This window comes from Paenirhizobium daejeonense (assembly GCF_014280875.1).
GTDB lineage: Bacteria > Pseudomonadota > Alphaproteobacteria > Rhizobiales > Rhizobiaceae > Allorhizobium > Allorhizobium daejeonense.
The window spans coordinates 383,780-410,196 of the sequence record NZ_JACLAL010000005.1; the positions used below are offsets into that span (position 1 = coordinate 383,780).

General features: G+C 59.7%; 31 protein-coding genes and 1 tRNA gene. 12 read left to right on the plus strand and 20 right to left on the minus strand.

Translation table 11 applies throughout. From position 1 onward, the window contains the following. Window positions 1-19 precede the first annotated feature (19 nt). From recG to H4I99_RS14425, 3 genes are all read left to right on the plus strand, one after another. Entirely contained in the window at window positions 20-2,125 is a 2,106-nt protein-coding gene (gene recG, locus H4I99_RS14415; protein ID WP_163905603.1) for an ATP-dependent DNA helicase RecG, read from the plus strand. An 85-nt stretch (window positions 2,126-2,210) separates the two neighbouring features. Further along, window positions 2,211-2,405, plus strand: a complete 195-nt coding sequence (locus H4I99_RS14420; protein ID WP_163905605.1) for a hypothetical protein — start codon at window positions 2,211-2,213, stop codon at window positions 2,403-2,405. Then, window positions 2,402-2,959, plus strand: a complete 558-nt coding sequence (locus H4I99_RS14425) for a hypothetical protein (protein WP_163905607.1) — start codon at window positions 2,402-2,404, stop codon at window positions 2,957-2,959. Before H4I99_RS14420 ends, H4I99_RS14425 begins: the two co-directional genes overlap by 4 nt. Here the strand turns inward: H4I99_RS14425 and H4I99_RS14430 are convergent. The 8 genes from H4I99_RS14430 to pcsA all read right to left on the minus strand — a co-directional run bounded on the left by H4I99_RS14430 (window position 2,949) and on the right by pcsA (window position 12,815). Then, on the minus strand, window positions 2,949-3,644 hold the full coding sequence (locus tag H4I99_RS14430; protein WP_163905609.1) for a DUF502 domain-containing protein: 696 nt from the start codon (window positions 3,642-3,644) through the stop codon (window positions 2,949-2,951). The two genes, H4I99_RS14425 and H4I99_RS14430, sit on opposite strands and share 11 nt — an antisense overlap. 203 nt (window positions 3,645-3,847) lie before the next feature. Then, complete coding sequence (glmS, locus tag H4I99_RS14435; RefSeq protein WP_163905611.1) at window positions 3,848-5,674, minus strand: glutamine--fructose-6-phosphate transaminase (isomerizing); 1,827 nt, start codon at window positions 5,672-5,674, stop codon at window positions 3,848-3,850. A gap of 109 nt (window positions 5,675-5,783) precedes the next feature. Then, window positions 5,784-7,145: a bifunctional UDP-N-acetylglucosamine diphosphorylase/glucosamine-1-phosphate N-acetyltransferase GlmU gene (glmU, locus tag H4I99_RS14440; RefSeq protein WP_163905613.1), complete on the minus strand. Its 1,362-nt coding sequence runs from the start codon at window positions 7,143-7,145 to the stop codon at window positions 5,784-5,786. A gap of 133 nt (window positions 7,146-7,278) precedes the next feature. After that, on the minus strand, window positions 7,279-8,352 hold the full coding sequence (locus H4I99_RS14445; protein ID WP_163905615.1) for a BMP family ABC transporter substrate-binding protein: 1,074 nt from the start codon (window positions 8,350-8,352) through the stop codon (window positions 7,279-7,281). Between the two features lie 37 nt (window positions 8,353-8,389). Further along, window positions 8,390-9,310 (minus strand): ABC transporter permease, encoded by a 921-nt coding sequence (locus H4I99_RS14450; RefSeq protein WP_163905617.1) that lies wholly within the window; start codon window positions 9,308-9,310, stop codon window positions 8,390-8,392. Continuing rightward, the gene (locus H4I99_RS14455) at window positions 9,307-10,398 is read right to left on the minus strand and encodes an ABC transporter permease (protein WP_163905618.1); all 1,092 of its coding nucleotides are present in this window, start codon (window positions 10,396-10,398) and stop codon (window positions 9,307-9,309) included. The genes H4I99_RS14450 and H4I99_RS14455 overlap by 4 nt, the downstream gene beginning before the upstream one ends. Continuing rightward, the gene (locus tag H4I99_RS14460) at window positions 10,388-11,935 is read right to left on the minus strand and encodes an ABC transporter ATP-binding protein (RefSeq protein ID WP_186663335.1); all 1,548 of its coding nucleotides are present in this window, start codon (window positions 11,933-11,935) and stop codon (window positions 10,388-10,390) included. Before H4I99_RS14460 ends, H4I99_RS14455 begins: the two co-directional genes overlap by 11 nt. Window positions 11,936-12,077: 142 nt before the next feature. Beyond that, window positions 12,078-12,815 (minus strand): phosphatidylcholine synthase, encoded by a 738-nt coding sequence (gene pcsA, locus H4I99_RS14465; protein ID WP_163905622.1) that lies wholly within the window; start codon window positions 12,813-12,815, stop codon window positions 12,078-12,080. Between the two features lie 196 nt (window positions 12,816-13,011). On the opposite strand from pcsA, the gene H4I99_RS14470 reads away from it, so the two are divergent. Beyond that, window positions 13,012-14,214 carry a UbiH/UbiF family hydroxylase gene (locus H4I99_RS14470; RefSeq protein ID WP_163905624.1) on the plus strand — a complete coding sequence of 401 codons (1,203 nt, stop codon included), beginning with the start codon at window positions 13,012-13,014 and terminating at the stop codon, window positions 14,212-14,214. Here the strand turns inward: H4I99_RS14470 and H4I99_RS14475 are convergent. Both H4I99_RS14475 and H4I99_RS14480 read right to left on the minus strand, forming a co-directional pair. Continuing rightward, window positions 14,191-15,153, minus strand: a complete 963-nt coding sequence (locus tag H4I99_RS14475) for an AEC family transporter (RefSeq protein ID WP_163905626.1) — start codon at window positions 15,151-15,153, stop codon at window positions 14,191-14,193. The genes H4I99_RS14470 and H4I99_RS14475 overlap by 24 nt on opposite strands. A 53-nt stretch (window positions 15,154-15,206) precedes the next feature. Next, window positions 15,207-15,956, minus strand: coding sequence for a cytochrome c biogenesis CcdA family protein (locus tag H4I99_RS14480; protein ID WP_163905628.1), 750 nt, complete (start codon window positions 15,954-15,956; stop codon window positions 15,207-15,209). Window positions 15,957-16,146: 190 nt separating this feature from the next. On the opposite strand from H4I99_RS14480, the gene H4I99_RS14485 reads away from it, so the two are divergent. From H4I99_RS14485 to H4I99_RS14495, 3 genes are all read left to right on the plus strand, one after another. Then, window positions 16,147-16,222 (plus strand) — tRNA-Lys (locus tag H4I99_RS14485). Window positions 16,223-16,435: 213 nt separating this feature from the next. Continuing rightward, window positions 16,436-16,615: a hypothetical protein gene (locus H4I99_RS14490; protein WP_163905630.1), complete on the plus strand. Its 180-nt coding sequence runs from the start codon at window positions 16,436-16,438 to the stop codon at window positions 16,613-16,615. Continuing rightward, on the plus strand, window positions 16,612-17,055 hold the full coding sequence (locus H4I99_RS14495; RefSeq protein WP_163905632.1) for a hypothetical protein: 444 nt from the start codon (window positions 16,612-16,614) through the stop codon (window positions 17,053-17,055). Before H4I99_RS14490 ends, H4I99_RS14495 begins: the two co-directional genes overlap by 4 nt. On the opposite strand, the gene H4I99_RS14500 is transcribed toward H4I99_RS14495, so the two are convergent. The 7 genes from H4I99_RS14500 to H4I99_RS14530 all read right to left on the minus strand — a co-directional run bounded on the left by H4I99_RS14500 (window position 17,052) and on the right by H4I99_RS14530 (window position 20,507). Next, window positions 17,052-17,756, minus strand: a complete 705-nt coding sequence (locus H4I99_RS14500; protein ID WP_244625085.1) for a deoxynucleotide monophosphate kinase family protein — start codon at window positions 17,754-17,756, stop codon at window positions 17,052-17,054. The two genes, H4I99_RS14495 and H4I99_RS14500, sit on opposite strands and share 4 nt — an antisense overlap. Beyond that, window positions 17,753-18,034: a hypothetical protein gene (locus H4I99_RS14505; RefSeq protein WP_163905634.1), complete on the minus strand. Its 282-nt coding sequence runs from the start codon at window positions 18,032-18,034 to the stop codon at window positions 17,753-17,755. Before H4I99_RS14505 ends, H4I99_RS14500 begins: the two co-directional genes overlap by 4 nt. A 226-nt stretch (window positions 18,035-18,260) precedes the next feature. Further along, entirely contained in the window at window positions 18,261-18,464 is a 204-nt protein-coding gene (locus H4I99_RS14510; RefSeq protein ID WP_163906323.1) for a hypothetical protein, read from the minus strand. Window position 18,465: 1 nt separating this feature from the next. Beyond that, window positions 18,466-18,657, minus strand: coding sequence for a hypothetical protein (locus H4I99_RS14515; RefSeq protein ID WP_163905636.1), 192 nt, complete (start codon window positions 18,655-18,657; stop codon window positions 18,466-18,468). Continuing rightward, window positions 18,657-19,091 (minus strand): hypothetical protein, encoded by a 435-nt coding sequence (locus H4I99_RS14520; protein ID WP_163905638.1) that lies wholly within the window; start codon window positions 19,089-19,091, stop codon window positions 18,657-18,659. Before H4I99_RS14520 ends, H4I99_RS14515 begins: the two co-directional genes overlap by 1 nt. Before the next feature lie 217 nt (window positions 19,092-19,308). Continuing rightward, window positions 19,309-20,094 (minus strand): hypothetical protein, encoded by a 786-nt coding sequence (locus H4I99_RS14525; RefSeq protein WP_206110877.1) that lies wholly within the window; start codon window positions 20,092-20,094, stop codon window positions 19,309-19,311. Further along, window positions 20,094-20,507: a nucleoside triphosphate pyrophosphohydrolase family protein gene (locus H4I99_RS14530; protein ID WP_206110878.1), complete on the minus strand. Its 414-nt coding sequence runs from the start codon at window positions 20,505-20,507 to the stop codon at window positions 20,094-20,096. The genes H4I99_RS14525 and H4I99_RS14530 overlap by 1 nt, the downstream gene beginning before the upstream one ends. Window positions 20,508-20,718: 211 nt before the next feature. On the opposite strand from H4I99_RS14530, the gene H4I99_RS14535 reads away from it, so the two are divergent. Then, window positions 20,719-20,868 (plus strand): hypothetical protein, encoded by a 150-nt coding sequence (locus H4I99_RS14535; protein WP_163905639.1) that lies wholly within the window; start codon window positions 20,719-20,721, stop codon window positions 20,866-20,868. 7 nt (window positions 20,869-20,875) lie between these two features. Here H4I99_RS14535 and H4I99_RS14540 read toward each other — a convergent pair whose 3' ends face one another. Beyond that, window positions 20,876-22,186 carry a hypothetical protein gene (locus H4I99_RS14540; protein WP_163905641.1) on the minus strand — a complete coding sequence of 437 codons (1,311 nt, stop codon included), beginning with the start codon at window positions 22,184-22,186 and terminating at the stop codon, window positions 20,876-20,878. A gap of 352 nt (window positions 22,187-22,538) precedes the next feature. Between H4I99_RS14540 and H4I99_RS14545 the strand changes: the two genes are divergently transcribed. From H4I99_RS14545 to H4I99_RS14560, 4 genes are all read left to right on the plus strand, one after another. Then, window positions 22,539-22,880 (plus strand): hypothetical protein, encoded by a 342-nt coding sequence (locus tag H4I99_RS14545; RefSeq protein WP_163905643.1) that lies wholly within the window; start codon window positions 22,539-22,541, stop codon window positions 22,878-22,880. Between the two features lie 12 nt (window positions 22,881-22,892). Then, window positions 22,893-23,609, plus strand: a complete 717-nt coding sequence (locus tag H4I99_RS14550; protein ID WP_163905645.1) for an SOS response-associated peptidase — start codon at window positions 22,893-22,895, stop codon at window positions 23,607-23,609. A 629-nt stretch (window positions 23,610-24,238) separates the two neighbouring features. Continuing rightward, complete coding sequence (locus tag H4I99_RS14555; RefSeq protein WP_163905647.1) at window positions 24,239-24,421, plus strand: hypothetical protein; 183 nt, start codon at window positions 24,239-24,241, stop codon at window positions 24,419-24,421. Window positions 24,422-24,578: 157 nt separating this feature from the next. Continuing rightward, window positions 24,579-24,818, plus strand: a complete 240-nt coding sequence (locus H4I99_RS14560) for a hypothetical protein (RefSeq protein WP_163905651.1) — start codon at window positions 24,579-24,581, stop codon at window positions 24,816-24,818. A gap of 20 nt (window positions 24,819-24,838) precedes the next feature. Here the strand turns inward: H4I99_RS14560 and H4I99_RS14565 are convergent, their stop codons facing one another. Next, window positions 24,839-25,981 carry an SGNH/GDSL hydrolase family protein gene (locus H4I99_RS14565; protein WP_163905653.1) on the minus strand — a complete coding sequence of 381 codons (1,143 nt, stop codon included), beginning with the start codon at window positions 25,979-25,981 and terminating at the stop codon, window positions 24,839-24,841. Window positions 25,982-26,088: 107 nt separating this feature from the next. Then, window positions 26,089-26,406, minus strand: coding sequence for a hypothetical protein (locus H4I99_RS14570; protein ID WP_163905655.1), 318 nt, complete (start codon window positions 26,404-26,406; stop codon window positions 26,089-26,091). Window positions 26,407-26,417: the final 11 nt, after the last annotated feature.

A 26,417-nucleotide genomic window follows, 5' to 3' on the forward strand; every position in this document is an offset into this window, starting at 1 on the left:
GGCCATTTTGGCGCCCATCATGCGGCCGGCTATTCTCGATCCCCTGTTCTCCTCCGTTGCTTCGCTTTCCGGCGTTGGGCCCAAGCTTGCGCAATTGCTGGCGAGCCTGCTTGGCAGGGAGGATGCCGAGGACGCGCGCGTCGTGGATCTGCTGTTCCTTGCGCCCCATCGGCTGATCGACCGTCGCAACCAGCCCGGCATCGCGCTTGCGCCGCAAGGCGCGATCGTCACCGTCACCGGCCGCGTCGATCGCCACCAGCCGCCGCCTCCCGGCAAGTCGAACATGCCTTACCGCGTGTTCCTGCACGATCCGACAGGCGAACTGGCGCTGACCTTCTTCCGCGCCAAGGGCAACTGGCTGGAAAAGGCGCTGCCGATCGACGAGGACGTCATCGTCTCTGGCAAGATCGACTGGTTCAACGGTCGCCCCTCCATGGTGCACCCTGACGTGATGATGAAAGCGAGCGAGGCGGAGAACCTGCCGCTCGTCGAGCCGGTCTATCCGCTGACGGCCGGCCTGTCGCCCAAGGTGCTGCGCAAGGCGGTGGAGCATGCGCTGGACCGCGTCCCCGACCTGCCGGAATGGGTGGATCCCGCTTTGACAGTCAAACAGTCCTTCCCGACGCCGAGGGAAAGCTTCCAGCAGCTGCATCATCCGCGCGATGCGGCCGATGTCGATCCGCAGGCTCCTGCCCGCCGCAGGCTTGCCTATGATGAGTTCCTCGCAGGTCAGGTATCGCTGGCGCTCGTCCGCCAGCGCCTGCGCAAGGTACCCGGCACGCCGGTCCGTCCAAACGGAGAACTTTCGTCGAAGATCTTGTCCTCGCTGCCCTTTTCTCCGACCCGCAGCCAGACGGAAGCGATCGCCGATGTGCTGAAGGACATGGGATCCGATACCCGCATGCTGCGTCTCCTGCAGGGCGATGTCGGCGCCGGAAAGACGCTGGTTGCCCTGCTTGCCATGGCGGCTGTGGTCGAGAGCGGCGGACAGGCGGTGTTGATGGCGCCGACGGAAATCCTTGCCCGCCAGCATTATGCGACGATCTCGAAATTCGGCGCGGCCGCGGGTCTGCGCATCGAAGTTCTGACAGGTCGCACCAAAGGCCGCGAACGCGACGCGATCACCGAACGCATCGCCTCGGGTGAGGCCCAGATCGTCATTGGCACCCATGCGCTCTTTCAGGATACGGTAAGTTACAAGAACCTCATGCTGGCGGTCGTGGACGAACAACATCGCTTTGGTGTGCACCAGCGCCTGCGGCTGACCGCCAAGGGCATCTCGCCCCACATGCTGGTGATGACGGCAACGCCCATCCCACGCACACTGGTGCTGGCCGCCTTCGGCGACATGGACGTTTCCAAGCTCACGGAAAAACCTGCCGGCCGCAAGCCGATCCAGACGGTGACCGTATCGAGCGAGCGCACTGGCGAGATCATCGACCGTCTGCGCGCCGCCATTGCAGATGGCAAAAAAGCCTACTGGATCTGCCCACTGGTCGAGGAATCGGACGTTTCCGACCTGATGTCGGCCGAGGAGCGCCATGCGGTCCTGTCGAAAGCCATCGGCGCGCCCATCGGCCTCGTTCATGGCCGCATGACCGGCCCGGAAAAGGACTCGGCGATGCTCGCCTTCAAGTCGGGCGAGACCCGCCTTCTGGTCGCGACAACGGTCGTGGAGGTGGGCGTCGACGTTCCCGATGCGACGATCATGGTGATAGAGCATGCCGAGCGGTTCGGCCTTGCGCAGTTGCATCAGCTTCGCGGCCGCGTCGGCCGCGGCGACGAGGCATCGACTTGTATCCTGCTCTACAAAGGACCGCTTTCGGAAAACGGCCGCGCTCGCCTTTCCGTGCTGCGCGACAGCGAGGACGGCTTTTTGATTGCGGAGGAAGACCTGAAGCTGCGCGGCGAAGGCGAGTTACTGGGTACAAGGCAGTCCGGCACACCCGGATTCAAGATCGCCAGCCTCGAGGCTCATGCCGATCTTCTGGAGATCGCCCGCAAGGATGCGAGCTATCTTCTGGAACGCGATCCAGATTTGGAAGGCCCGCGAGGTCGGGCGATCCGGGTGCTTCTCTACCTCCATCGCAGGGACGAGGCGATAAGGTTCCTCAGGGCGGGGTGATCGCGCTACCACTTTGTGGCAACTCGATTCCTCTCAGCGCTTTTGCTTTTATTCAAGGCGTTCCGGCTGAGGAGATAGAGCCGCCATGGAAAAGTTTAAGACGGCAAGTGCTGTCGCGGGCGTTATTGGGGCGATTGCCGCAGTCGCATCGGTTGTGGTGGATTACACCGCGATATTCTCGAATAACAACAACGGAAGCGAGTATCGGATCAGTACCGCCGGGAGCGATAGCCCTGTTGTCGTTGGCGCAGGCGGCGACGTGAACATCGGCGGCAAATGATGCGATATACGATCCCGCTGCAAGCCAGCATATTGCTTCTTCTCGCCGGGGCGCCGCCATCGCTGACAAGGGCTCAATCGCAGGAGACCAAAGGCAATTGCAGTCCTGTCATCGAGCGCACAGGCGGCAACGTCACGGTGAAATGTGGCAAGGCCGATGTTGAGGTGGAATTCCTGATCGGTGTTCTCAAGCAGGAATGCGAGACGTTTTCCGAGCAGTTGGAGCGCTGGGGAAAAGACATCGAGGAGTGGCGGGGACAGATCCGTATCGCCCTTTTCCCACGTTTCAGCAACGCGATTGTTGCGGATATTCGCGACAACAAGGCGACAATCTACGAATACGACAAAGCCGACTTCATCAAAATCTACCGGACGGCCGTAGATATCGATAACCTGTATAACATCGCCTATTCATATCGCGATGAAGTTGCCAGAATGGACATCTACATCAGCAGTCCGGAGATGAAATATCTCCACGCAGTCGAAGATGTCTGTGCCTGGAGTGGCGTCGCAATCGATGTCGAAAAGTGGCGGGCTACCTATATCAGGAATTGAGCTTTGGAGCCGCATCGGTCCCGGCTTTTGAGTTAAGCGGGGCCGGCCAGTCGGGTATCACAAGACCGCCGGAAATCAGCAGCTTGGCCCCTTCCTCTGGCGTCATGTCGAGCATCTTGATCTTGTCGCGCGGCACGAACATCAGGAATCCGGCGGTCGGCACCGGCGTCGGCGGTAGGAAGACGGCGACCATCTCCACACCGTCCTCGTTCAGCTTCGCGGCGATTTCCCCCTGGGCATCCGTCGCGATAAATACGAGCGCCCACATGCCGGGACTCGGAAACTCGATTAGCCCGACCCTCTTGAAGGACGAGGACTGGTCCTTCAGCACACTCTCGAAGATCTGCTTTACACTCCTGTAGACCGTGCGCACCAGCGGAGTGCGATGGAAGATCTGCTCCCCGAAATCGACGATGGATCGGCCAATCAGGTTCTTGCCGAGAAAGCCGATCAGCGTGATGACCACCAGCGCGATCAGCAGGCCAAGCCCCGGCACTGCAAACTTCAGGTAGCTTTCCGGATTGTAGCGCGTGGGAATATACGGCTTCACCCAGCTGTCAGCCCAGTGAATGAAGGTCCATGTCAGCCAGATGGTAATGGTCACCGGCGCGCAGATGATGAGGCCGGTCAGGAAATTGTTTCTGAGCCGCGTTGCGACGGATATACGGTCGGAAATCTCGTTCATCGCTCGCTTGCGTCTATGTTGCGTCGCCGTAAAACCCCGGATGGAAGGCGACAATGCCGGAGGGTACCGGACCATGCAAGGGCAATGCCGGTAAATATTCCGGCGCGCACCTTCACTTTCATGGGCAAAAAGGCATGCCGGCAAAGGCAGCAGCGGTGACGGCCCCTATCACGATTTCACCACCTTCCGCCTCGCCCCGATGATCATTCCACCGTGACCGACTTGGCGAGGTTGCGCGGCTGGTCGACGTCCGTGCCCATGAAGACCGCCGTGTGATAGGCGAGCAACTGGATCGGCAGAGCAAACACCATTGGCGAGATGATTTCCGCGACGTTGGGCAGCACGATGGTCGCCATGGTATCGAGCTTGGAGGCGGCAGCTCCCTTCTCGTCGGTGATGAAGATGATCCGGCCGCCGCGGGCCGCCACTTCCTGCATGTTCGAAACCGTCTTCTCGAAGAAGCGGTCGTAAGGCGCAATCACGATCACCGGCATGTTTTCATCGATCAGTGCGATCGGACCATGCTTCAGTTCGCCGGCCGCATAGCCCTCGGCGTGGATGTAGGAGATTTCCTTGAGCTTCAGCGCGCCTTCCATGGCAAGCGGGAAGCTCGTGCCACGGCCGAGATAAAGCACGTCCTTGAACTTCGACAGGTCGCGAGCGAGGCTTTCCATCTGCTGCTGGATGCTGTTCAGCACCTGGCTCATGATGCGCGGCATCTCCGCGAGGCTCTTGACCAGTTGCTTCTCTTCCTCGGGCGATACGGTGCCGCGCGCCTTGCCGGCGGCGATCGCAAGCGAGGCGAGCACGGCGAGCTGGCAAGTGAAGGCCTTGGTGGAGGCAACGCCGATTTCCGGGCCGGCGAGAATCGGGAAGATCGCATCGGATTCCCGGGCGATGGTCGATTCCTTGACGTTGACGATCGCGCCGATCTTCAGGCCCTGCTCATGGCAGTAGCGCAGCGAAGCCAGCGTATCCGCGGTCTCGCCGGACTGCGAGATGAACAGCGCTGCCTGATCCTTGTAGAGCGGCATCTCCCGGTAGCGGAATTCCGAGGCGACATCGATCTCGACCGGCAACCGGGCATAACGCTCGAACCAGTACTTGCCGACAAGGCCGGAGAGATAGGCCGTACCGCAGGCGGAAACGGCTAGCCCGCGCAACGACTTGAAGTCGATGGCCGCATCGACAGGCTTTACGGTGTGGCCGTGGAAATCGACATAGTTCGAGAGCGCGTGGGAGATCACTTCCGGCTGTTCGTAGATTTCCTTTTCCATGAAATGGCGGTGATTGCCCTTGTCGACGACGAAGGCGGTCGCCTGAGAGATCTGGTGCGGGCGCTCGACCGGATTGCCGGCGAAGTCGATGATCTCGGCGCTGTCCTTGTGCAGGATCGCACAGTCGCCATCGACCAGATAGGCGATCTCATTGGTGAACGGAGCGAGCGCGATGGCGTCCGAGCCGAGGAACATTTCGCCCTTGCCGAAGCCGATCGCAAGCGGAGGCCCGAAGCGGGCAGCCATGATTGTATCGGGATCGTCGGCGAACATCACCACCAGCGCATAGGCACCCTTCACATGGTTCAGCATGGCGAGCATCGCGGCGCGGTTGTCGAGGCCCTGGCGGCGATACTTCGCGATCAGCTGGGCGACGACCTCCGTGTCGGTCTGGGTCGTGAAAACCGCGCCATCAGCGATCAGTTCGTCCTTGAGTTCGGAGAAATTCTCGATGATACCGTTATGCACGACCGCGACGCCACCGACGAAATGTGGGTGGGCATTGGTCTCGTTCGGCACGCCATGGGTTGCCCAGCGGGTATGGGCAATGCCGATGGTACCTGCGAGCGGTTCTCCGTCGAGCTTCTTTTCGAGGTTGAAAAGCTTGCCCTCGGCACGCCGACGATCCATCACGCCGTTGTCGATGGTTGCGACGCCGGCTGAATCGTAGCCGCGATATTCGAGCCGCTTCAGCGCATCAACCAGACGCTCCGCAACCGGCTGGTTACCGACAATACCGACAATACCGCACATAGATTTCTCCGTCTGGGTGAATTCGTGCGCCAGTCCTATCGCTTTTCGAGATTTCCGCAATCGGACCGGCGGTCACATTCGGTTTCGCTGCGTTACGCAACCGCAGCATTCAGGATTTACCGGCGCGGGCTGCCTTCAGTGCCTGATTGCGCTCGCGGATGACTTTGGCGCGTTCCGGTTTGATTTCCTGCCGAGCGCGACCGAGCGCCAGCGCATCGGCGGGAACATCCTCGGTAATGACACTGCCGGAGGCGACAAACGCGCCCTCACCAATGGATACGGGGGCGACCAGCGCCGAGTTGGAGCCGATGAAGGCACGTTCCCCGATATGGGTCTCGTGCTTGTTGATGCCGTCGTAATTGCAGGTAATCGTACCTGCCCCGATATTGGCGTCCGCGCCAATCGTCGCGTCGCCGATATAGGTCAGGTGGTTGACCTTGGCGCCCTTGCCGATCTCGGCCTTCTTCACTTCACAGAAATTGCCGACCTTGGAGCCTTCCGCCAGATTGGCGCCCGGCCGTAGCCGCGCAAACGGACCGACGGTGGCGCCGGCCGCCACATGGGCGCCCTCAATGTGCGAAAAGGCATGGATCACAGCGCCCCCTTCGATCACCACGCCGGGGCCGAAGACGACATTGGGCTCGATCAGGGCATCCTGCCCGATCACCGTGTCGTGGGAGAAGAAAACGGTTTCCGGCGCAATCATCGAGACGCCGGAGATCATCAGTTCGTGACGGCGGCGATCCTGCCACAGGCGTTCGATGGCTGCGAGTTCCGCGCGATTGTTGCAGCCGGTTAGCTCTTCTTCCGGCGCATCGACAGCGACGGCGCGACCGCCGAGCGAGCGGGCGATCTCCACGAGGTCGGTCAGGTAATACTCGCCCTTGACGTTGGCGTTGCCGATGCGGGAGAGCAGATCGAGCGCCTTACGGCCGTCGATCGCCATCAGGCCGCTATTGCACCAGGTGACGGCGCGCTCTTCGTCGCTCGCATCCTTTTCTTCACGGATGGCGACGAGTTCGCCATTCTCGACAAGCAGACGTCCGTAGCCGGTCGGCTTGTCGGTGTGGAAGCCGATGACGGCGATGTCGTTGCCCTTCGCCAGCGCTTCCCGCGCCGCGATCAGCGGTCCAGCGGTGATCAGCGGCACATCGCCGTAGGCAACAAGGATTTCATCATAGCCGCGGGCAATCGCCTCGCGCGCCGCGAGAACCGCGTGACCGGTGCCGAGCCGTTCCGTCTGTACGAAGGGAGTGACCTCGAGACCTTCGATGCTGGCCGCCTTTGTGACCTTGTCGGCGTCACGGCCGACCACAAGGGCGACATCCGATATGCCCGAAGTCGCGATGGTGGCCATTACATGGGCGATCATCGGCCGTCCGGCGACAGGATGCAGCACCTTCGACATCGAGGACTTCATGCGAGTGCTTTCGCCTGCGGCGAGGATGACGGCGAGACAGCTGCGGCTCATGATTGCTCCGGCGTGGTTCCGATTCAGGAAACTATTGTTCGGCCCGGTACATAGCAGCAACGCTTCACCGGAACAAAGAACAAAAAGGGCGCCGCAGGACGGCGCCCTTTTCAAAAATCATTGCGGCCTGAAATTATTGCGGCAGCTTGTCGTCTACGCCTTCGACGTAGAAGTTCATGCCGAGCAGCGTGCCGTCGTCAGCCTTCTCGCCTTCCTTCAGCCACGCCGAGCCGTCCTGCTTGTTGACCGGGCCGGTGAACGGGTGCAGTTCGCCGGACTTGATCTTGGCTTCGGTCGCTTCGGCAAGCGCCTTCACGTCGTCAGGCATGTTGGTGTAGGGCGCCATGGTCAGGATGCCGTCCTTCAGACCGTCCCAGCTCTGCTGCGACTTCCAGGTGCCGTCGAGAAGAGCCTGCGTGCGCTTGATGTAATAGGCGGCCCAGGTATCCTTGATCGCCGTCAGCTGGGTGTTCGGGCCGGCGGCGATCATGTCGGAAGCCTGACCGAAAGCCTTGATGCCGCGCTCCTGAGCAACCTGCATCGGAGCGGTGGTGTCGGTATGCTGGGTCAGGATGTCGACGCCCTGGTCGATAAGAGCTTTGGCGGCGTCTGCTTCCTTGCCCGGGTCGAACCAGGTATTGGCCCAGATGACCTTCATCTTGAAGTTCGGGTTGACCGACTTCGCGCCGAGTTCAAACGCGTTGATGCCCATGACCACTTCCGGGATAGGGAAGGAGGCGATGTAGCCTGCGAGGCCCTTCTCGGACATCTTGCCGGCGATCACGCCCTGAATGTAGCGGCCTTCATAGAAGCGCGAGTTGTAGGTCGCGACATTGTCGGCGGCCTTGAAGCCGGTTGCATGCTCGAACTTCACGTCGGGGAACTTCGCGGCAACCTTGATGGTTGCGTCCATGAAGCCGAAGGAGGTGGTCAAGATCAGCTTGCAGTCCGAACGGGCGAGACGCTCGATAGCGCGCTCGGCATCCGGTCCTTCCGGCACGCTTTCGAGGAAAGGCGTATCGATCTTGTCGCCGAAGTGAGCCTGCAGCTCCTGCCGGGCGATGTCATGCGCCTGTGTCCAGCCGCCGTCGGTCTTGGTGCCGACATAGACGAAGCAGACCTTGGTCTTGTCTTCTGCCGAGGCAGTGCCGGCGAGACCGCCGAGCGCGGCTGTCGTTGCAGCCAGTGCCAAAAACAGTTTCTTCATAATAACCCCTATCCTTGTGTGTTGATTTTGTTGAGCTTTACCTATCCGGCACGAAGGGCTTGCCCAGCGAGGCCGGTGTGTTGATCAGCGTCGTGCGCCGATTATGGGAAATTATGATCAGGACGACAATGGTCGCGACATAGGGCAGCGCGGAGAGAAATTGCGAGGGTAAACCAATGCCGAATGCCTGCGCATGCAATTGCCCGATCGTGACAGCCCCGAAGAGGTAGCCGCCTGCCAGCACCCGCCACGGACGCCACGACGCAAAAACGACCAGCGCCAGCGCGATCCAGCCGCGTCCAGCCGACATGTTCTCTACCCATTGCGGGGTGTAGACGAGTGACAGCTGTGCGCCCGCCAGACCCGCGCAGGCGCCGCCGAACATGACGGCGAGATAGCGGGTACGGATGACATGGATGCCGAGCGTATGCGCCGAGGCATGATTGTCGCCGATTGCCCGCAGCTTCAGCCCTGCCCGCGATGCAAACAGGAACCAGTTGACCCCGATGACCAGAAGGATCGACAGGTAGAAAATCAGATCCTGCTTGAACAGCAGCGGCCCGAGAAATGGAATGTCGGAAAGCAGCGGAATGGTGATTGGCTGCAGCTTGATGCCCGGCACGCCGACGAAGCTTTCGCCCAGCATACCCGATACGCCGAGGCCCAGAATGGTCAGCGCGAGACCGGTCGCAACCTGATTGGCGACCAGCGTAAGCGTCAGGAAGCCGAACAGCAGCGAAAAGGCGGCGCCCGAAACGATGCCGGCAAGGATACCGAGAAACGGCGAGCCGGTCGTATGGGCGGCTGCGAAAGCACAGACAGCGCCGATGATCATCATGCCCTCGACGCCGAGGTTGAGGACACCGGAGCGTTCGGTCACCAGTTCGCCGAGCGCGGCGATGACCAGCGGCGTGGAGGCGGTGATGACGGTGAGAAGTATGGCTTCCAGGATCATCATGCACCTTTGCCGAGCACGGACCGGACCTTGGAGGCCACGATCCGGATCTTGTAGTGGATCAGCGTGTCACAGGAGAGCACGAAGAACAGCAGCAGTCCCTGGAAGACGCGGGTCACCTTGTCGGACACCCCGATGGAAAGCTGCGCCGCCTCGCCCCCGAGATAGGTCAGCGCCAACACGAGGCCGGCAGCGATGATGCCGAGCGGATTGAGCCTGCCGAGGAAGGCGACGATGATTGCCGTGAAGCCGTAGCCCGGAGAAATCGACGGCTGCAGATGGCCGATGGAGCCCGAAACCTCTGAAATCCCGGCAAGTCCGGCCAAGGCGCCCGAAAGCAGCATCGAGAACCACACCATGCCACGGGACGAGAACCCGGCGAACCGCCCTGCCCGTTCCGACTGGCCGAGCACGACGACCTGAAAACCCTTCAGCGTGTAGCGCATCATGAACCAGATGCCGACGGCGGCGATGATGGCGAAGGCAAAGCCCCAGTGGGCACGGCCGGACGCCAGCATTTCCGGCAGGACGCCTTCCGTCACGAAGCTCCGGCTCTGGGGAAAGTTATAGCCCTGCGGGTCGCGCCATGCGCCGCGCACCAGCCCGTCAAGGAAGAGCTGCGCGATATAGACCAGCATCAGACTGGTCAGGATCTCGTTGGTGTTGAAGCGGGTCTTGAGCAGCGCTGGAATGGCCGCGTAAAGTGCGCCGCCAAGCGCACCCATCACCATCATCAGCGGCAGAAGCAGCGGCGAATGCCATTCGTAGAAGACGACCGGCAGGAACGAACCGGTGATCGCACCGATGGTGAACTGCCCCTCTGCACCGATGTTCCAGTTGTTCGAGCGATAACAGATCGACAGCCCGACCGCGATCAGGATCAGCGGGCCGGCCTTGATCGCAAGCTCGTGCAGCGACCAGACCTCGAGCAGCGGCTCGATGAAGAAGCTGTAGAGCGCCGATACCGGGTCCTTGCCGAGCAGCGCGAACATCACGCCTCCGAAGAACACCGTCAGCGCCAGCGCCAGAAGTGGCGAAACGACGGCAAACAGACCCGACATGCGGGCGCGCTTTTCGAGTTCAATGCGCATCGGCAGTCTCCAGCCCGTGCATGCCGCCCATCAGCAGGCCGATCTTTTCGCGTGTCATCGTTGCCGCCGGATAGGCGTCGGAGAGCTTGCCCTCGGAAATCGCGGCAATGCTGGTCGCCACCTCGAAGATCTCGTCGAGGTCCTGGCTGATCACCACCACGGCCGAGCCCGAACGGGCGAGATTGACGAGCGCCTGACGGATACGGCTGGCTGCCCCGGCATCCACGCCCCAGGTCGGCTGGTTCAACACCAGCACGGCCGGCTGCCGGTCGAGTTCGCGCCCGACGATGAACTTCTGCAGGTTACCGCCCGAAAGCGAACCGGCGGCCGGATCTTCGCCGCTCTTTCGCACGTCCATCGTCTCGGAAATCCGCTGCGCCGCCTTGCGAATGGTATCGTATCGAATGAGCTTGAGTGCCCCGCCGGCAAGAAATGCCTTGGCGTCGGAACGGTTGCGGGCAAGCAGCAGGTTGTCGGACAGCGAAAGGGCCGTAACCGCCGCATGGCCGTGCCGCTCTTCCGGAACGAAGCCGGCGCCCATCAGCCTGCGGGCCGAAATGCCGAGCCGTCCGACCGCCCGGTCGCGAATACGGACCGATTCATTGTCATCAACCGTGTGTTCACCCGAAAGCGCGTCGAAAAGCTCGCCCTGGCCGTTACCCGCGACACCCGCGATCGCCAGCACTTCGCCAGCCTTCACGCGCAGCGACACATCCTTGAGCGACATGGCAAACGGTGTGCGCGCGCTGACCGAGAGATGGCGCGTTTCCAGAAGCACTTCGCCGGTCGAGACGTCGTCGTCGCGATGGACGCCTGCGACCTCCGAGCCCACCATCATACGGGCGAGCGAGGCCGGCGTCTCCGAGCGAGGATCGCACTGACCCGTGACCTTGCCGTGGCGCAGAACCGTGGCGCGATCGCAGATGCGCTGAACCTCTTCCAGCCTGTGGCTGATATAGAGGACCGAGCGTCCCTCGGCTTTCAGCTTGAACAGCGTTTCGAACAGCCGGTCGGCTTCCTGAGGGGTCAGAACCGAGGTCGGTTCGTCGAGAATGATCAATCGAGGATTTTGCAGAAGCGCGCGCACGATCTCGATGCGCTGGCGTTCGCCCACCGAAAGATCGGCCACATGCGCATCGGGATCGAGCGGCAGTCCGTAAGCTTTCGAAAGCTCGGCGGCTTTCTTGGAGATCTCCGAAATCGACACGGCTTCATCGAGCGCAAGCGCGATGTTTTCAGCGACCGTCAGCGCTTCGAACAGCGAGAAATGCTGGAAAACCATGCCGATGCCGAGCTTGCGGGCGGCGGCCGGTGACGGAATGGAGACCTGCCCGCCCTGCCACGAAATCGTGCCCGCGGATGGCGCAAGAATTCCGAATAGCATCTTGACGAGTGTGGACTTGCCGGCGCCGTTTTCGCCGAGCAGCGCATGGATCTCTCCGTGGCCGATATCGAGGTCGATGCCGTTACAGGCGGTGAAACTGCCGAACAGCTTCGTAAGCCCCTGCACGGCAAGAAGCGAACCGGCCGCCTTCATGTCGGTATTCGACACGTGTCCCCCTCGGTCATTGCGCCCGGATCTTGTCCTTTGTCCGGATCCATGTCGTCACATTGATAACGCGTTTGCGGCATCCGGCAACTGATATCGCAGACTTTTTACGTTTTTTTGCACTGCATTATCAACGCTTGACGCTGCGACGTCCAAGGGAGGGGAAAAACTGCAGCACACCGCCGATGCAATAGAGGTAGAGGCCAGAGGCGGAAAAGGCGACCTTCAGCCAGAGTGGCGTATGGAAATGCAGGAGAAGCGCGTAGATCCCGAGCGCGCTCCAGAGCAGGAACATCCCGAGATTGAGCGGCCGCAGCCGCTCCACCCGCACCGGGTGCAGAAAGTGGATTGGCAGGAAGGTCAGGATGACGGAGAGCGTTACGATGATCAGCGCCGTATTGGCGTCGGCATCGATGACGAACAGCGTAAAGACAAGCATGTTCCAGACGACCGGGAAACCTGAGAAGAAATATTCATCAGTCTTCATGCCGGTATCCGCATAGTAGATCGCGCTTGAGACCACGATCATGCCAGCTGCGACGAAGGACCATGGCTCTCCGATCATGCCGCTCTGATAGAGCGCGAAGGCCGGCAGCAGAACATAGGTGACATAATCGATGATGTTATCCAACGTATCGCCGGACCAGTTCGGCAGCACTTCCTTGACCCGCACCTTGCGGGCGATTGGCCCGTCGATACCATCGACGAGAAGCGCAAGGCCCAGCCACCAGAACATATCGACGAATCGATGCTCCGCAGCGGCGACGACGCCGAGAAACGCAAGGAAGGAGCCCGAAGCGGTCAGGATGTGAACGGAGAAGGCCCGGATTTCCGCATAAGGAACCCGCCGGTAATTGAAGATTTTCATGTTCGCCGCGTCGCCCCCTTCAGACTGCGCATCGGTATCTAATGAAATCAGCGTTTTTGCAACCGGAAGCGCGTCACGTCCCGTGTTTTGTCAATCTATGGGGCCTTCCGGAAAGCCGCACCATGCGCCAAATCGGCCCATGGATTTCGCCTGCGCCTCGGACTAAAATGCGCAACGGAAGAATTGGATGCATGACATGACACATTTCGATATCGCAGTGGTCGGCGGAGGCTTGGCTGGTTCCGTTGCAGCAATTGCTCTAGCGCGGGCCGGAAGGAGCGTCGCCCTGATCGCACCGAAAGGTGGACCGAACGACGGTCGCACGACGGCGCTGATGGACCAGTCGATCCGCATGATGGAGCGATTGGGTCTCTGGGAGGCGATCCGGCCACATGCCGCCGCCCTTTCGACCATGCAGATCATCGATGGCACCAAGCGTCTCCTGCGCGCGCCCACCGTTGCCTTCCGCAGCGCGGAAATCGGTTTGGACGCCTTCGGTTACAATATCCCCAACAGCGCGCTGAACGAGATCTTGGGCAAGGCCGTCGAAGCCGAGACCCGGATTACGGTATTCGGTTCCGTTGCAGAAGACATTGCCTTCGATGACGACAAGGTCAGGATCACGCTTTCAGACGGCGAGGAACTGGACGCCGATTTCGTCATCGGCGCCGATGGCCGCAAGTCCAAGACCCGCGAAACCGCTGGTGTCGGTGTCCGCACATGGTCCTATCCGCAGACGGCTGTGGTGCTGAACTTCGCCCATACGCTGCCACACCAGAACGTATCCACCGAATTCCATGGAGAGAGCGGGCCGTTTACGCAGGTTCCCCTGCCCGGCCAGCGTTCGAGCCTCGTCTGGGTGGTCGAGCCTAAGGAGGCAGAGCGTCTGCTGGGGCTCTCCCTTGCAGAGCTTTCCCAGGCTGTCGAAACCCGCATGCAGTCCATGCTTGGCAAGGTGACTGTCGAGGAAGGCGTTCAGGCATGGCCGCTTTCGGGCATGACCGCCAATCGTTACGGCAAGGGCCGTGCCGCCTTCATCGGTGAAGCCGGACATGCCTTTCCGCCGATCGGTGCGCAGGGCCTGAACCTCAGCCTCCGCGATATCGCCACGCTCGAGGATATCCTGACGGATCGTTCGGGCGGTCGCATCGACGCCCGCGCCGGCGACCTTTTCGACGGACGTCGCAAGCTCGATGTCCTGTCGCGCACGGCAAGTGTCGATCTCCTGAACCGCTCGCTCTTGTCCGGCCTTCTGCCGGTGCAGATGCTGCGAGCCACCGGCCTGCAAATCCTGGCAACCTTCGCGCCGCTCAGAAATCTGGTGATGCACGAAGGTGTGGCGCCCGGCCACAGCCTCAGCGCCTTCCCCAGGTTTCTAAGGGAAAAGATCCGGCGGTAACGCGCCGGATTTGATCGCGTAAAGCAGGCCGGAAACCGAAAGCACCGAAATAAGCGTGGTGATCAGGATCGTCGCCGATGCCCGCTCCTGCCACACGCCATATTGCTGGCCGATGACGAAGACATTCGTTGCCGTCGGCAGCGATGCCAGCAACACCGCGGTATAGACCCACAGCGGATCGAAATTGCCGGCAAGGCTTAGCACGACATAAACAAGCAGCGGATGGAGCACGAGCTTGATCGGCACGATGTAGCCGAGCTCGACCGGAACACGCTTCAACGGCCGCAGCGCCAGCGTCACGCCCATGGCAAACAGCGCGCAGGGAGCGGCCGCTTGCGCCAGATAGTCGATCAGCCTTTGCAGGGCGACCGGCGGTTCGAATGACAATGCCGCCGCGAGAAAGCCGACGGCCGTCGCAATGATGAAGGGGTGGTAGGCAATCTTCTTCGCCACATCGAGCGCCACCCGCCCCGGTCGCCTTTCCTCTCCGCCGGCAAAGGCCATCAGCGCGGGAGCCGCGGTAAAGTGGGCGGCATTTTCGAAGCAGAAGATCAGAGCCACCGGCACCGCCGCCGCCTCCCCGAAGGCAAGCAGGGCGAGGCCGGGCCCCATGTAACCGATATTGCCATAGGCACCGGCGAGCGCCTGCATCGTGCAGTCCGCGATGGAATTGCCGCGTATCAGTCGACCGATCAGGAAAACCAGCAGGAAGATCCCGTATGTCGCGGCCATCGCGGCGGCGATGAAATCGATGCGGGTCAGTTCCGAAAGCGGGGTGCGCGACACGAGCTTGAAGAACAGCGCCGGCAGCGAGACATAGATGACGAAGAAGTTCAGCCAGCCGAGTGCACTGGCTTCATGCTTCGACAGCTTTCCCGAAATATAGCCGATCAGGATCAGCCCGAAGAAGGGCAGAACCAGCGCAATGATATCCCCCATGGCCGCCTCTCCTCCAGATCCCGGCCGGTCGCATGCGACCTATATCTTTCCGATTAGCCGATTTGGGAGAGGATTGGAAAGGTCTGCTGGAACCAGATCGCCAGATTGGAGACGAAGCCGAACATGAAAGCGAGGCCCGTCAGCACAAGCAGCGCCCCCATCGCCTTTTCGACGAGACCGAGATGACGGCGGAAACGGGCGAGAAAGCGCATGAACGCGCCGGAAAAGGCTGCTGCAATCCAGAACGGTACGGCAAGACCGAGCGAATAGATGGCGAGCAGGAATGCCCCCTCGCCCACGGTATCACGCGAGGCCGCAACGCCGAGGATCGCGCCGAGCACCGGTCCAATGCAGGGCGTCCAGCCAAAGGCGAAGGCGAGCCCCATGATATAGGCACCCGAGAGCGTCGCCGGCTTGCCACCGCCGGAAAAGCGCATTTCGCTCGACAGGAATCCTATCCGGAAAAGGCCGAGGAAGTTCAGCCCCATGACGATGATGATCAGGCCGCCGATTTTCGACAGAAGATCGAGATGCTGCCGCAGCATCGTGCCGATGGTGGAGGCCCCCGCCCCCAGCGCGACGAAGACAGTTGCGAATCCGAGCGTGAAGATGAAGGCGGAAAGCATCACGGCCCGACGTGCGCGGGCATCGCCTCCAGCCGTCGCGCCGGTCCGGAACTGATCGACCGAAATGCCCGCCATGTAACAAAGATATGGCGGCACCAGAGGAAGAACGCAGGGAGAGAGAAACGAAAGCGCACCGGCAAGCAAGGCGCTGACGAAGGAAATCTCGGCTATGGACACGAAAGGCGGCTCCGCTTCAGGCTATTTCGGCTCTTCCTAACGCTGGTGCGAGCCTCTTGCCAATCACCTTTGCGTTCGCTGCGACAATGATGCATTTTAGCCCTTGATGGCGCAATTTTTCGGGTTGACCCGGCGGGATCGCCTGCATATGTTCCGCCCACTTCCGCAGGGCCTTGAAAATCCTGCCTGGGAGAGCGTAGCTCAGCCGGTAGAGCAACTGACTTTTAATCAGTAGGTCCAGGGTTCGAATCCCTGCGCTCTCACCACCGAAGTCATTGACTTCAAAGGTGAATTTCCAACTTTAGAAACTGCTTGAGTTTGGCCCGGTTTGCTTAGTTTGCCGTTGGTTTGCAAAATGCGTTCTGCTGTCGTTCTCACTGCGCAACTTTTTGTTGAGTTGCGTAGACAATATTTATTGTTTGTGGCCATATCGTTTGGATCACTGTGCGTGGCAACGGCATTTTTTTGAGGCGAGATATATGACTAAAGACAACGAATCGAAAAGGAAGAACTCAAATCCATCTATAGAGATTGGTTCCGGTGATAAGATCATACTGGAATGGGGACAGAAAAGCTTTAATAGCCAGCAGTTGACCAGCAAACTGAGTGGGAGTGTTAAAACCAAGCCTAATGACAAGGATGGGTCAGGCGACAAATGAATCTTGAAGATGCCGCCAGCGCTGCGACTATCGCAAGCTTCTTCGTGGCAGTTATGGGATTCTTGTTTATCTGGATGCAGATTCGTGACGCAAAGCTCACCTCATCCGCTTCAGCGATTTCTGCTATTTACGAAAAACTTGTGGTTCTTATTAATGAACTTCCAGTCCAGAACGACGAGCCAGAACTTTGGAAACATGCGTTTACCAATGTCTTGAACCAGCTAGAACTGGCATGTGCCGTGTGTCTGGATGGACAGATATCTGGACGAACCGGAAGACTTGGAGTGAAGCTAATCTCGGATATTCTTTCGACAATTGAAGAGGATGACGTCCTCAGAAAATACACTGAATCAGCAGTGCATTCCCCGGAGACGTTCATCAACATCAGAGATTTCTGCCGAAAGCACAAATCCTCATGGCAGGGATTGGTTGTGACCTAGCCATATCGCCGCAGCGCATCCTCGATCTTCCCGAACAGCGTCTCCGGTGTGTTGTCGTTGGCGATGACTAGATCTTCATCGCCGCATCCGCTCTCTGATTCGTGATGACCGGCAATGCCGCCTCGCCCAACCAGCCTGTAGATATCGCCGCCGAGGCGTCGGATTGCCTGCGCCTCGTTCGGGAATCGGCAGTCGTCGACAACGACGCGGCCGGCCTCAGCGAAGACTTGCTCGACGCGACGACGCCAGAGGTTGATCCAGAAGTCTTCGCCCATGCATTTCCGTCCCCACTCCGTGCCGAGCGTCTGCATGGCGTGTCGGGGCGTCTTGCCGCAGAGGTAGGCGAACGAGGTCTCCTTGTAACTGCCCTCGATTTCATCCTCCGCCATGCCGACGGCGCGAAGCATATCCTTCAGCGGTCCGGCGAACTTCACGAGCGTGTAGCCGTGCTTCTCAGCGAGGTACTTGGTCGCCGTGGACTTGCCGCTGCCCGCCTGGCCGGTGAAGGCGACGATGGGAGGCAGGTTGTCGTTGGCAGCGAAGGGCTGTCCTTTCGCCGGCACTGCGGTGATACAGCCGTGGTCTTTGGATACGATGGCAGGCCCAAGTGAGAAATTGCGGCGGTATTCTTTCATTGCCGCATCGTAGGCAAGGCCACTTTTCTCTACTGCCGCTTCCAGTCTTTTCAGTATTTCGGTCATAGCGCCTCCTCTAGCTCTTTCGCCGGCGTCCCTGGCTTCACGACAGGCCGGAACCGGCGCACGTTGAACGGCGGATCCTCGTCGCCGAACTCAGGGCATACACCGCGGTTGATGCCTTCAAGCCGAACGCCGATGTAGTCTCCGTTCATGTAGCTTGTGGCTGGCCCTACCCACCGAGCCTTGTAGACGGCGCCTTCCTTGATGCCGAGATATTGCTCGGCGTAGATGCCGTCGTCGATGCAGACGATTTCGTCGCCGGGTTTGATCGTGGTGGTCATGTGGTCTCCGTAATTGCAGCGCGCCCGGCGTCGGTGATTGAGAAGAACTGGCGAGTGCCTGGTCCGCCCTTTGTGGCGGCGACCATACCTAAAGGGACTAGCTTTCGAAGGAGGGCTGTCGTGCCCTCCCCCAAATGGACCGTCGCGAAAGAGGCGCGATCAGGATAGTCGTCGTGACGGCGGCGAAGGGTTGCCAGCGCGTCGCGTTGCCTGTGGGTGATGGTCGTCATACCTCCCACCCCATGAACTTCTTCATTACATCACCCATGCGAGCCGCCACGCCGCAGTGCTCTCGAGTCCTGCCGTAGGTCGTCAGGTGCTCGCCGTGCGGCTCCGGCGAATCATGGCAGCGACGCGCGTAGATAACGACTTGGTCATAGCCGTAACGGTCAGCAACGTCGCGAGCGGCAGAGATCGGTATTCGAACCATGTCACGCATCAAGCAACTTCCTTTCGATGGCATAACAGTCAGTGCCGTACATGCCTCCGTCATGCTTGATCGAATGCTGCGTGCCGTCCATCATCGTGATAACGAGGCGCTTGCTGTAAGTGTCGTCCCAGTGGACGCTGGCGACGTGATGTTTGTTGATGGAAAGCTCTCTTGTCAGTCGGGTGAGCGCCATTACGCCGCCTCCTTCATTTCAGCCCGCGACCGAATGGCCGCCATGATCTCTTTGACTGTCGTCCAAGGCACGACGACGTTGCGCAAACATTCCTCGCCGTCCTCATCTCGATCCTCGATGTCGAAGCTGAACTCGCCGATGTATGCCGCCTTGGTTGCGCCGCTCGGCGTCATCGCCTCCTGGAGCCGGTCGATCTTCCCCCGCAGGTGAGCCAGCGAAAGATCGTGGAAGCACTCGTTGGTGAACTCCGGCGCGGCGTCGAACGGGATGGCGTAGCTGTCTCGTTCCTTCGGCGTGTACTTCTCCTTGATCGGGATGCCGCAACTGGCGAAATCCTCGGCTGGCCATGTGCCCGCCTTGTCTCGAATGCCGGTGTAGCCCGTGTGGCCGGGGTTCTCGTAAAGGTCGCGTTTCAGCAGGACGTACTGGGTCATGCCTTGACCCGCGATATGCTGGTGACGCTACATGACCACCAATCTGGAAGACTCATGCAAGCTTCAAGTGACTGACGTTCGGCGTCGTTCCAGTCTCTTGCAGGAACTACTAATTCAACATCACGGCTGGTGTAATCCAGATCAGTTGACTTCAGATATGGGTTCCGGCCGTTGAGGTGAACCGACACACCATAGAGGTGACGTTTACGCCTGAACATTACGCCACCCTTCCCATCTGACGCTCCAGCATCACATACGTATTGAGGAACTCATCTTCCGCATGCTCAGGCTCCCAGCACTGGACGCGAACGCCAAGCGGGTCATCAAACCTGCCGTGCCACGCCATGGGCCGCAGGTTTACCAGTTCGTCAGCAATGATGCGGTCGTCGGCCTCATGCACCGGCGGTGGCATATCTAGTGCGAGCCCGAAGCGCTGCGCGACTGCGGCCATCACTCGCGCTTCCGCCTCCTTGTATCCATGCAGGAACGGCTTCAACGGCCGCGGCACATCGACAAGGTAGGCCTCGCTTGCGTCATGCAGGAGACCCCACAACGCGATTTCTGCGCCGTACCGTGGCAACAGCCATCCGGCCAGCAGGACGGAATGCTCCGCCACACTGTAGAACTTGATGCAGTGGCCAGCATATCGGCACTGCAGGCTCAGACTGTGCGCGATGTCCTCGATGTGGATCTCGTCGGCCTTCGGGTCCATAGGCCAGAACTGGCGGCCGGAGTAGACCTGCATGAAGTCGCCAAAACGACGAGAAGCAAACATCTGCGGGTGGTCGACGCCAAGATCGTTGTAGGATTCACCGACAAGGCGCCTTTCGCCACTGACGATGCCACCTACCGCAAAACCGGTCGATGCACCGCTTTCGTCTAGCGGCTGCGGGTTGTTGTCATTCGCGGCAACATATTTGTCGAGCGGTCCGAATGTGGTGACAAAGACGTCGTCCTCTTGAGCCATCTGCTGGAGCGCTATTTCTCTTGTCACGGCGCCCATCAAAACGCCTTCACGCCAGCGGCCTTGCGTGCCTCGATCTTGTGGTCAGGACGATTGTCGTTGTAGGCAATCTTCTCATCGATGGCGCCGCCGAGATCGAGGCCAAGATAAGCTGCCAGATCTCCTATTCGGATCATGGCATCCGCAAGTTCCACCTCGATCATCTTCCGATGCGGAAGCTTGTCGTCCATCTTGTTCTTGCGGAAACCCTCCATGCCTTCGCTGATCTCCGAATGGATCAGGCAAAGCATTTCCGGCACGTTTCGTTCCAACTGCTTGCCGGTGGCAAGGTCGGTATACCAGCCGGCCTTGCGACTCCGAGCGTGGCAGTCAGCCGCGAAGATGTTGATGGCGGCGGCGTGGGTGTAGTCCACTCCCGCACACAGTTTCAGGCTCACGACATTGTCGGTCATTCTAGTCTCCTCTTGTGGTGGTGGTATTGCCGCCGGTTGGTGGCCGGCGGCGTGGTGATTGGTTCGGAAGTGGGCGCGTGTGCATTACCCGCAATCCACAGCAACACGCGATATCGACTAGGCACTATACCTAGTGCCATTGACCTCAGACCCTATGGGTGAGAATATTCCCACTGTGCTGCCAGCGAGTTTTTTTTAGCTGGAGAAGCATATGAAACATCATCTTCGTTTTCGACACGGCAAGACTGAAGGAGAGGCAAATAGCCCTCTCAGCATGGCTCTTCTCGCCATCATCACTATCGCTTGTCGCTTTTCACCTCTGATCATCGCAGTCGTTGCCGGATACTTCGGCCTTGGCTGATAACGTCCTAAGCCACTCTCCTCTGCTCTGCCGGCACATTGTCGTTGGTCGCAACGAAGTTGGCCGCCGGCAAGTTGACCGTCAGACGATCGATTTCACCCATTTCACGATGCATGGTGATAGACACTGCAGACCGCGCCGAAACGTAGCCGCTGGCCGCATGCCATGCGTCCTTCGCTGCCAAGGTGTTGAAGCTCTCCGCTCTAACCCCGCCGCCAGACTTGACCCTATCGTGGTGGACATGGCCGGTGTACGCGTAGCGGAATTCGGTAACGCCCCACTCTTTGGCCCAGTTCGCGGCCATGAAGCCAGCCATATCGCCCATCCGCAACATGTCGCCATGGGTGGCTGCGACCATCACCTTGCCGAAACAATGCATGAAGAAACGGCCGGGATCTGTGTCGACGGTGACGCGCGGATTGTTGCGGAACCATGCCGCCAGCGCGATCGCAAGCATCAGGCTGGTCTCGTCGTCGTGGTTTCCGGGGAGCTTTCGGTAGATGACGTGTTCGTGCTTCTGAAGCGCCAGTTCGATGCAGTGGACGGCTAACTCTACGCCGACCTGCAGGACGCGGGCATATCGGGTGTCGACATCGAGCGGATTGCCGCTACGCTTCGTCTGGTTGCGGCTGTCATCCGCGTGGAAGTAGTCACCCATGTCGAGCACGATTGCGGTATGGCTGCGAGCTGACCTTGCAACGAGATTCGCGATGGTATTTCGCAGCAATGCAGACGCGATCTTGAGATCGTAATCGGCGCCGGTTTCCTTGCCCCATGAGAAGAGACCAAGGTGCAAATCCACAATTGGATAGATAGTGAGAAGGCTGGCGTCCGTGAAAGTTGGAGCTGGAGGAAGTTCCGAATATCCGACGTGCCTGTCGAAGGCTTCATGGATCGCGAGTTCCATGGCGTCGCGCGACTGGGCGTCCTCGCGCGTCTTCACCCACTGCTGAATAGTCCTGCCTTCCGCGTCGACGAGAGCCGATACTCCCTTGACCGTGTGACCGGTCGGGACTTCGAATTCTTCACCGACTTCTCTGGCCTGTTTTACCCACGCACCGTCGGCATCTTTGCTGGCGATGCTTTTGATTGCGAATCCCGGCAGCACCGGCTTTGTGCCGAGCATGCCACGCTCGGCTGCCACTTTCAAACGCGAGCAAAACGTATTGCGCTGCAGCCCAAGAAGTGCAGCCGCTGCGGTCTTGTCACCGAGGGCGACAAACGCGTCGGCTGCTTCCTTGGCGAGTTCATCTCTGAGTCTTGGTGTGGGCATTGAGCCTCCTTGGTTCAGGATTAGTGGTCGGACGCTGCTGTTCACATTCTCCAATGTCAACGAAACAAAAAAGCGCCCTCCGCGGTTAGGCAGAGGGCGCTAGTTGACACATGCGGAATATAAGAACATAAAAAGAACAAACGCGAGCGGCGCGCGTTTGACGATGACAGTGAAATACGAGGAACCCCATGCTTTCCGAGCAATCGCCGCCACAATCAAAACCAGCAGATCCGGTCGCCGACGCCATCGCATGGCACAATGGGGACGCCGTCGCAGCCGTCGCCACACTCATTGAGGACTGCCGCTTCCTGCGCCAACAGCTGGCGCTCGCCGAAGGTCTTATGAGCTGCGGCATGTCACGAGGATGGAGACCACGCTACGAACGTGGTGAGTAGCCATGCCGGCACCCAACTATCGCGGACGGTCTCACCCGTATCTCGAGGCGAAGATACCGACCTTGAGCCATGCGGACAGCATGGGACAGTTCGTTCGTGCCGGCTGCACCAGATGCAAGGCCATCCACCTGTACAGGCCGGCCGATATCCGGACGGTCGTCGGTGGCGATATGCATGTCTTCAGGCTGCGGGAGGTATTGCGCTGCGAGAAGTGCGGCCGGCGCGATGAAATGGTGGTCGAGTTCAAAACGCTGATGGGCAATGAGATTTCCGGCCTCGTTATTCGCGAGCTTGTTGAAGTCAGGATGGTCAAGAAACCGATCTGGCGTGATAGAAAGCTCTAGAGGGAGAAACCAATGTGCAATCTCTACAACGTCACGACAAACCAAGAGGCCATTATCGCGATCACCCGCGCTTTGGTCGGGAACGTTGGTAACCTCGAGCCATCGTTCGACGTCTATCCCGATCAGCTCGCGCCAATCGTGCGCAACACGCCGGAGGGCAGAGAGCTTGCCCGAGTGCGATGGGGGCTCCCCTCCTCGTCGAAAGCTCAATTCGACGCCGCCACCAAAAGGGCCGACAAACTGCGAGCCAAAGGCAAGCCGGTGGACTTCGACGAGTTGTTGCGCCTTGAGCCGGATGGAGGGACTACCAATGTCCGGAACACCGCCAGCCGACATTGGACGCGATGGCTGGGCGTTGAGCATCGATGTGTCGTGCCTGTGAACCGGTTTGCGGAGCCAGATCCGGCCAGCAAGGTGGATGGCGGCAGGACACCAAACGCATGGTTTGCCCGAAGTGATGACATGCCCCTTATGTTTTTCGCCGGCATTTGGGTGCCGCAATGGACAAGTGTCCGAAAGATCAAGGATGGCGTGGTCACCACAGACCTGTTCGCCTTCCTGACCTGCGAGCCGAATTCCGTCGTTGCTCCTATCCACCCAAAGGCAATGCCGGTTTTGCTAACTGAACCCGATGAGCTGGAACGATGGCTGACAGAACCATGGGAATCAGCGAGGACATTGCAGCGGCCACTGCCGGAGAACCGGCTGATATTGCTGCCGAGGCGATAATGAGCGACGAAAAAACAACACCGGACAACGTCCACGTGGATCACTACTGCGAGCACGCGGGCTGCAAGAAGTGGGGAGCGTGGGGCTACTCCGGTCGGGTCGTGGAACCGACCCGATGGTGGTGCCGTGAGCACTATCCACATCACCGGAGATGACGCGATTGGCCGCGATCGCGCTTATGGTCCTGCTGGTGGTGCTGACACTGCTGGGTCTGGTCCTGTCAGTGTGGCAGGCGTTGACCTAGAAATCTCAAGGCATTCGATAATCGCCATTTCGATCAGATAAACCAGCAATTCGTGTTCGCCACGCTCTGCCAACTGCCTCGCTTCGATAAGAAGACCTTGCACGCAACCCATGATGACGTTCCCCTAATTTCCCCATTGGAAAATTAGCATGGTCGGGAATGCGGACAACCGTCAAAACCAGTGGGCAGTTTTTGGTGACCGACTAAAGGCTAGTGGAACAATTCGTGACGTGTCCGGTTTGGACCTCCGACCACCAGGAGAGCGGCGGTCAGAGGCCGGTGCACACCCAAGCGAGGGTCGCGCGCCGGCCTCCCCCCACATTTTTGCAACTAGCGACGCGCCGCAGATGGTGCTGTCATCGACGCTCTTGGAAAGGAGCAACCGATGACCGAACAACCTGCTTGCGAATTCACCTTCAGGTTCATTGATGGCGACTGGGTAATCTGCTTCAGCGACGAGTTGGGCACAGATGAACTTGCCACGCTGACCGGCCCCGAAATGCTGGAATTTGTCGAGATGATGAATGAGACCTACAAGGCCGGAATCGTTGAACAAACGCTCAACTAGGGCAGTGATGCGGGCGCGCCTGACCTGCTATTGGGCGCTTCGGGGTGGACTCTCCTCCCTTTCAGCGTATCATTCTTGGACCGTTGGCAACCGAATTTGTAGGCAGCGACGGCTGAGAGTTCATACGTGCTCCCGCCTGCGGAAGGAGGGCACCATCATGTACCCCCACCATGACAGGCTTCGCGCCGTCCTTGATGATCGATCCACGCTCTACACTGGAAACCAAAAGTCTCGAATCGATCTCGTCAACAGAACACTTATGGCGACACCACATATCGAAATCGGCATCGACACGCCTGTCGAGGATGCCTTGTTTGACCTGATGCACCGCATCGCCCGTGCGGATGCGCGTCGCGCACGAGAGTACAGGGAGAGGGTTACCTCTCCCCGCAGGTGATATCTGGGCGGTGGCTCCGTCTACGGGCTGAATGTCAGCGCCGACGACATCGCCGCGCACTTGGCAGTATATGGATGCGTGCCGTCGCCTGTGACCGGATACGGACCTCCCCATATCCCGCTGTCGCGTGCGGTCATGGCAGCGTCGGCGAAATCGATGATTTGCCCACTGATGCCAGAACGCCGAGCACGGGTGGCTGCATTTACCACATCGAGCAACGACCACGTGCCATCTGTTTTCTCAACCTGAGCCTCCGCGCTGATCCAGCCAGTCCCCTCGACGACCTCACCGGTGCGGGGAGTGAGTGTCGTCTGGTGGATGATCGCGGACGGTTTAACCCAAAGGATCGTCGCAACGATGGAGGCATATGCCGCGTCCAGCGCTTCCTGCGTTGAACTCTGAATCAGGTCGTTGACGCCATGTTCGATCACATAGTCAGTGACCCTGACGCTGTTAAAGAACGTCGCAACAGGACCGCCTCCAGATATCAGCGTTGCAAACTGCGACGCACGCTGCCCCGGATACGCTATTTTCACGCTAGGCATCACGGCATCTATCAATCGAGCTACGAAACCACTGGAGCCCTTCGCCCCAGTCCCGGTAGTGTCACCTTGCCCATGGACCAGACTGTCGCCCAACAACGCAGCGGATCGGGCTCCGGCCGCAGCGATATCCGCGTGGATAGCCGACGCGCCGTGATACTGCGATGTGTTGGAGCCGGTCATGGACCCGCTATTGCCAAGATCGCCCGCTGCAAATCTGTCACTGATTCCACCGAGGGAACTCGCGACAGCCGGGAGGACGAGTGCCGGGATGGTCCCTGTGGTGAGGATCACGGTGCGCTCCCAGAAACGCGCGCCTGCGGGGATCTTCACGCCGCATGTGACCTCGATTTGCCCGCCAGCAGGGACAACGATATCGGCGCCGGCATTCACGGGAGTAAATGTTCCTGCAGGGTACTCAATAAACGATTTGCAGGTGTATCCAGCGCTCGCCGTGGTGGCTGCGCCGGACATGTACCAACCGAGATATGTCAGCCGCAGATTGGAAATCTCGCCGGATGGATGAGCATAGTGCTCCCGCCGGGAGGTATAGGGGGCGGTACGAGCTGCTCCGGCTGTGGGGATCTGCGTCCGGTTGGCAGCGATAATGTTTTCTGTCACTGCCGCCCCACCGCCCTTCCCCACGCCGGGCATCAAGCAGCCGCCCAATGACTGGCGCCAGGGATCTCGAGGATCCCAAGCGCGAAACTGTTTTTGATGGATACGCATTAGACAGCGGCCACAGCCGCAAGCTTGTCACCCGGCTGGGCGTAATAGCTGCGCTCCGTAGCGGCCGGCACGAAGTAGCGAGCGCCAGTCGAAGCATTCGGAGCGGGACCGATTGAAATCACCGTGTCGACGGGGAAGTAGACGGTGAATGACGGATCACCTGCGCCGGGAAGTGCATCGGGAGCCACGCCAGTCGTGGTAAAGGGAAGCGCGGATTCCTCCGACCAAACGGCCTTGCCGGGAAGCGCCAAAGTCTGAGTGCGGTTGGTGAGCGAGCCGACATAGCCGGCCGTTACGAGCGGCAAGGTGCGTGCCATCGTTATGAACT